The organism is bacterium (genome assembly GCA_024228115.1).
In the GTDB taxonomy this organism is placed as follows: domain Bacteria; phylum Myxococcota_A; class UBA9160; order UBA9160; family UBA6930.
The window spans coordinates 1-5505 of record JAAETT010000299.1 but is presented as its reverse complement, the minus strand read 5'-3'; the positions used below and the strand labels follow the sequence as shown (position 1 = coordinate 5505).

5 protein-coding genes are annotated in these 5505 nt (G+C 65.9%); 2 read left to right on the top strand and 3 right to left on the bottom strand.

Annotated elements, in window-relative coordinates; all coding sequences use genetic code 11:
* Positions 1-135: 135 nt before the first annotated feature.
* Both GY937_13400 and GY937_13395 read right to left on the bottom strand, forming a co-directional pair.
* Positions 136-939: an enoyl-CoA hydratase/isomerase family protein gene (locus GY937_13400; protein MCP5057702.1), complete on the bottom strand. Its 804-nt coding sequence runs from the start codon at positions 937-939 to the stop codon at positions 136-138.
* Position 940: 1 nt separating this feature from the next.
* Positions 941-2380 carry a DNA-3-methyladenine glycosylase 2 family protein gene (locus tag GY937_13395; protein MCP5057701.1) on the bottom strand — a complete coding sequence of 480 codons (1440 nt, stop codon included), beginning with the start codon at positions 2378-2380 and terminating at the stop codon, positions 941-943.
* Positions 2381-2474: 94 nt separating this feature from the next.
* Between GY937_13395 and GY937_13390 the strand changes: the two genes are divergently transcribed.
* Positions 2475-3641, top strand: a complete 1167-nt coding sequence (locus GY937_13390; protein MCP5057700.1) for a pyridoxal phosphate-dependent aminotransferase — start codon at positions 2475-2477, stop codon at positions 3639-3641.
* Positions 3642-3667: 26 nt separating this feature from the next.
* Here GY937_13390 and GY937_13385 read toward each other — a convergent pair whose 3' ends face one another.
* On the bottom strand, positions 3668-4258 hold the full coding sequence (locus tag GY937_13385) for a peptidyl-prolyl cis-trans isomerase (GenBank protein ID MCP5057699.1): 591 nt from the start codon (positions 4256-4258) through the stop codon (positions 3668-3670).
* Positions 4259-4449: 191 nt separating this feature from the next.
* On the opposite strand from GY937_13385, the gene GY937_13380 reads away from it, so the two are divergent.
* Complete coding sequence (locus tag GY937_13380; GenBank protein ID MCP5057698.1) at positions 4450-5370, top strand: class I fructose-bisphosphate aldolase; 921 nt, start codon at positions 4450-4452, stop codon at positions 5368-5370.
* Positions 5371-5505 lie beyond the last annotated feature (135 nt).

The following is a 5505-nucleotide window of genomic DNA, read 5'->3' as shown; positions in this document are numbered from 1 at the left end:
GGTGACAGTCTGTGCGGTAGTATCCGGCTTCATGAAGGGGCCCTTGTTGAGGGGAAACGCGTGTCGCAACACGTTTCTACCGCAACTGGGGCCTTCTTCAATTCAGGAACGCGACTTCTTCATGAATTATTCGGGCTAGGCGTCCTCGAATTTGGGCTCCCGCTTCTCGAGGAAGGAACGGACGCCCTCCTGGAAGTCGCGTGTTCGTGCGCACAGCACCTGATTGCGATCCTCCATGCTGACCACGGCGTCCATGCTGTTCATGTCGAGGCTGGCGTTCAGGGCTTCCTTCGAGAGCCGCAAACCGAGGGGAGATGTGCGCATGAGATCGGCCACCAGTCCGCGGGCCTCGTCCTCGAGCGCCTCATCCGGCACCACGGCTCCGACCAGGCCCAGCTCCCGGGCGCGCTCCGCATCGATGAAACGCCCGGTGAGGATCAATTCTGCGGCGACCGATGCTCCGATCAGGCGTGGCAGCAGGTAGCTGACCCCCACGTCGCAGCCGGACAGACCGAGCTTGATGAAGGCCGCATTCATCCGTGCCGATTCACCCGCGATGCGAAGGTCCGATGCCAACGCGAGCATGAAGCCGCCACCACATGCCGGGCCGTGCACGCACGCCACGAAGACCTGCGGCAAGCGGCGCATCTTCAGGGAGAGTTCCGCGATGTGATGTTGCCCGCGTAGCGAGGACGAAACGCTGCCGTCGCCGACTGGTCCCGCCTGCTTGAGATCGAGTCCCGCGCAGAAGGCCTTTCCCGCGCCTCGTAGCACGACGACACGCACCGAGGGATCTTCCTTGAGTTCGTCGTAGAAGGCGTGCAGCTCATCGACGAGCGTCGGATTGAGTGCGTTCAATGCCTCGGGGCGGTTCAGGGTGCACCAGATGACCGAGTCTTCGCGTTCGAGTTCGAGGGCTGTGTAGCTCATGGTCGCCATGCTACTCGGTCCAGAGCCATAACGCGGCGTAGGAACGCCACGGCCGCCAGGCCTCCGCGCGCGCTGTGGCATCGCGCTCGTTGGCCAGCTTGCGATTCGCACCCAGGGCTTTGCGAAGACCGAGGTCGCCGGCGGGAAAGACATCCGGATCGCCAAGGGCCCGCAGGGCGATCACCTGGGCCGACCACGGCCCGATCCCGGGCAGCTGGCAGAGTGCCTCCTGGACCGAATCCGGATCGTCCTCTCCGCCCAGCCGGACCTGCCCCTCCGCGACGGCTTCGGCCAGGGCATTCACGGCCCGGGCGCGCCCACCGGGCATTCCGATTCCGGCCACATCGACCCGGGCGAGCGCTTCCGGCGAGGGGAACGCCCAGTCGAGGCCTTCCGGGAGGCCTTCCAGCGGCTTGCCCGCCGCGCGAATCAAGCGTCCGGCCAGGGTCGTGGCCCCCTTCACCGAGACCTGTTGGCCCAGCACCACCCGAACGGCCATCTCGAAGGGCTCGAAGGCACCTGGCACGCGCAGGCCCGGCCGCGCAGCGATCGCCGGTGCGAGCCTGGGATCGCCGGAAAGGTCTTCGGCTACACGCGCCGGATCCGCGGCCAGATCGAACATTCGACGCACGCGCTCGACGATGCCTGCAAGCTGGGCCGGAGCGACGCCGATGCAGCGGAGTTGCAGCGCCGCTTCGCCGGGGATCGGCTCGATCTCGATCCAACCCGGAGTTTCGCCCCCCGCGACGGCTCGGAGATAGCGACCGTCGTCGATCGTCTCGACGCCCGGCAAGAGCCGCGGAGTCAGGAAGGTCAGCAGATCCGGAAACTCGAGAGGGGCCCGGTAGGGAAGCCGAAGCCTGGCCTCACCAGCTGGCGCGCCCGCTCCGCGCCGTAGCCGACGCAGCTCGCTAGGCGTGCGCTTGAAGGTCTGCTGCAGGGTTTCGTTGAATTGGCGCAGGCTGCCGAAACCGGCAGCGAGGCTGATATCGGTCATCGGCCAATCGGTTTCATCCAACAGGCGCCGAGCGAAGTGGGTGCGCCGGGTACGCGCGAGGGCATTCGGTGTCGCGCCAAGATGGGTCGTGAAGAGCCGGCGCAGATGACGCGCGCCGACGCCCAGCCGGGTGGCCAGATCCTCGACGCTGCCGGAATCGAGAGCACCTGCCTGGATCAGCTGCAGGGCCCGGTTCACGGTGGCCGAGGAGCCGGCCCATGCGGGAGTCCCGGGCGCGGTTTCCGGCCGGCAGCGGCGACATGGCCGGAAGCCAAGCGCTTCGCAGGCGGCAGCGGTCGGGAGGAACTGCACGTTCTTGGTTCGAGGCATCCGGGCGGGGCAAACCGGTCGGCAGTAGATGCCGGTCGTCGTCACGGCCGTGAAGAAGCGTCCGTCGAAGCGGGCATCCCGGGCACGAAGGGCTCGCTCGCAGATGGACCGGTCGAGGTGCATGTTCTCGTGATACACCGGCCGGAGCGTTCGGGCTCGCGGAAAACGGCTGTGCTCCTGGAGCGCCCCTGGAGCCACTGAGGTAGCGTCCCCCGCCATGCCTCGCCCCGGCTCCCCTTCTCCGGCTGCCCGCGCCGTCGCGGCGATGCCCAGTTCCGTCTACTCGCCCCTTGCCGCCCGGGTCCGAGAGCACCAGGGGCCGGTCTACCCCTTGAACGTTGGCGATACCTGGATGGAGCCCTTCGAGGGGGGGCGAATGGAAGACCTCCACACGGCGGATCTTCCCGGCCTCCACCGCTACTGCGAGACCGGCGGGATTCCCCCCTTGGTAGACGCCCTGGTGGAGAGCCTGCGCGAACGAACCGGGCTCGCCTGGGAGCGCGATCAGGTGCTCGTGACCGCCGGTGCCACCAGTGGCCTCGCCTGCACGGTGAGCGCGCTGGTCGACCCCGGCGAAGAGGTGCTGATCCTCGCTCCCTTCTGGCCACTGATCCGCGGCATCGTGCAATCCCAGCGCGGCGTTCCGGTGGAGGTTCCGTTCTACGACCGGGTTCATACGCTGGAGGACGCGGTCGCGGCCGTCGAATCGCGAATCACCGATCGCAGCGTCGCGCTGTACGTGTGTACGCCTTCGAATCCCACCGGCCGCGTTCTTCCCGCGGATTGGTTGGAGGCCTTTGCGGCACTGGCACGTCGCCACGATCTCTGGCTGCTCTCGGATGAAGTCTATGCGGACTACGTCTACGGCGGGTCCCACGTTTCCTTGGCGAGCCTTGCGCCCGAGCGGACGATCGCCGTCCATTCGTTCTCGAAGACCTACGGGATGGCAGGAAACCGGGTGGGCTATCTCGCCGGGCCGGCGGCCGCGATCGCCGAAGCGCACAAGGTGAGTGTGCACTCGGCCTATCATGCGCCGCAGGCGGGCCAGCGCGCAGCACTCCGGGCATTGGAGGGTGGTGGGGCCTGGGTTGCGAACGCCCGCGAACTGTATCGCAAGGCCGGCGAAGACGCGGCCGCGGTACTCGGCCTGCCTGCGCCGGAGGGTTCCTGCTTCTTGTTCGTCGATGTGCGCCCGCTGTTGGACGAACGCGGGATGCTGGGTTTCCTCGAGGATTGTCTCGAAGACGGCGTCGTTCTCTCGCCCGGGGCTTCTTCGGGCAGCGACTACGCGGATTGGATTCGTCTCTGCTACACGGCGGTGGCACCGGAAGAGGCAGCCGTCGCCGTCCGCCACCTGGCGCGTCGGATCGGGCGGCCGGCGTAGAACGCTTCTCCGCCAGCCGCCCCGGGCTACTTCCGCTTGGCTGATTCGATCGTGATGGCCTCGTTGGGCACATCGCCGTGGCCGCCGTGGTTCCCCGTCGGTACCGCAACGATGGCATCGACGACGTCCATTCCCGAGGTGACCTTGGCGAAGACCGCATAGCCATAGCCCCGCGGATCCGGGCTGGTGTGATCGAGGAATTTGTTGTCCGCGACGTTGATGAAGAATTGCGCGGTCGCGCTGTTCACATCGCTGGTGCGCGCCATCGAGAGCGTTCCGCGCTCGTTCTTGAGGCCGTTCGTGGCCTCGTTCTCGATCGGCGCCAGGGTGCTCTTCTGGTTCATGTCCGCGGTGAATCCGCCGCCCTGGACCATGAAGCCCGGAATCACGCGATGAAAGATCGTGCCGTCGAAATGGCCCGAATCGACGTAGGCCAGGAAGTTCTCGCTGCTGATCGGCGCATTCTCGGCGTCGAGCTCGATTTCGATCGTCCCTTTGGACGTCGTCAGGATGACCACGGAATTCCCCTTTGTTGGTGGAACGTTTCCGACCTGGCATGCGGAAGCCCAGACGAGAGCTGCGGATATCACGAGCAAACGAAGGGAGGCAACTGCCATGTCGTACGTCTCCTTTGGATGGGCCGGGAGGCTAGAGAGCTGAGGCCCTGGCGTCACCTTGCTTCGGGCCAGGGGTACATACGGTATGGCTCGACCTGGGCTATTCGGGTCTGCTATCCATCACGCCTCCAGTTTCCCGCCCCCGCGGGGTGTGGACGCTATCCCCTTTTCATGCGGAGGTCCCAAGGGCCATGAGCAAGCGCGTCAACGAAATCCTCTCTTGGTATGGAAGCGACAACCCGGGAACGCTCACGAACCTGGCTCGCATCCTGAATCACGGTCGTCTCGGCGGAACGGGCAAGGTCGTGATCCTGCCCGTCGACCAGGGCTTCGAGCATGGGCCGGCCCGGAGCTTCGCCAAGAACTCCGCTGGCTACGATCCCCGCTACCACTTCGAACTGGGCATCGATGCCGGCTGCAACGCCTACGCCGCGCCACTGGGCTTTCTCGAGGCCGGTGCCGCTGAATTCGCAGGCCAGATTCCGCTGATCCTGAAGCTGAACAACTCGGATTCGCTCTACGGCGGTGCCGATCCGTGTCCGGCGGTGACCGGCAGCGTGGACGAGGCCCTGCGCCTCGGTTGCGTCGCGATCGGCTTCACGATCTACCCCGCGTCTGCCCATCGCAACGAGATGTACCAGCAGATCCGCGAGCTCACCCAGGAGGCCAAGAGCAAGGGTCTGGCCTCGGTGGTGTGGTCCTACCCGCGCGGCTCGGGCATCTCCAAGGAGGGTGAGACTGCGATCGACGTGGCGGCCTACGCCGCACAGATCGCCGCCCAGCTCGGCGCCCACGTCATCAAGGTGAAGCCGCCGAGCGAGAACATCGAGCAGGACGCTGCCCGGAAGGTCTACGAGGCCGAGGGCGTTCCGATCGGCACGCTCGCCGACCGCGTCCGTCACGTCATCCAGAGTGCCTTCAACGGCCGCCGCCTGGTGATCTTCTCCGGCGGCGCGGCGAAGGGCCGCGACGGTGTGCTCGAAGAGATCCGCGGCATCGCCGAGGGTGGCGGCTTCGGCTCGATCATCGGCCGGAACTCCTTCCAACGCGAAAAGACCGAAGCCATCGATCTCCTGCATGAGATCATGGATATCTACGCGCAGAACGCTTAGCCCGAATAATTCATGAAGAAGTCGCGTTCCTGAATTGAAGAAGGCCCCAGTTGCGGTAGAAACGTGTTGCGACACGCGTTTCCCCTCAACAAGGGCCCCTTCATGAAGCCGGATACTACCGCACAGACTGTCACC

What these genes read in the sequence shown, in the direction of transcription:
- GY937_13390 (MCP5057700.1), top strand. Translation starts at nt 2,475, where the DNA reads ATGCCTCGCCCCGGCTCCCCTTCTCCGGCTGCCCGCGCCGTCGCGGCG.
- GY937_13395 (MCP5057701.1), bottom strand. Translation starts at nt 2,380, where the DNA reads ATGCACCTCGACCGGTCCATCTGCGAGCGAGCCCTTCGTGCCCGGGAT.
- GY937_13385 (MCP5057699.1), bottom strand. Translation starts at nt 4,258, where the DNA reads ATGGCAGTTGCCTCCCTTCGTTTGCTCGTGATATCCGCAGCTCTCGTC.
- GY937_13380 (MCP5057698.1), top strand. Translation starts at nt 4,450, where the DNA reads ATGAGCAAGCGCGTCAACGAAATCCTCTCTTGGTATGGAAGCGACAAC.
- GY937_13400 (MCP5057702.1), bottom strand. Translation starts at nt 939, where the DNA reads ATGGCGACCATGAGCTACACAGCCCTCGAACTCGAACGCGAAGACTCG.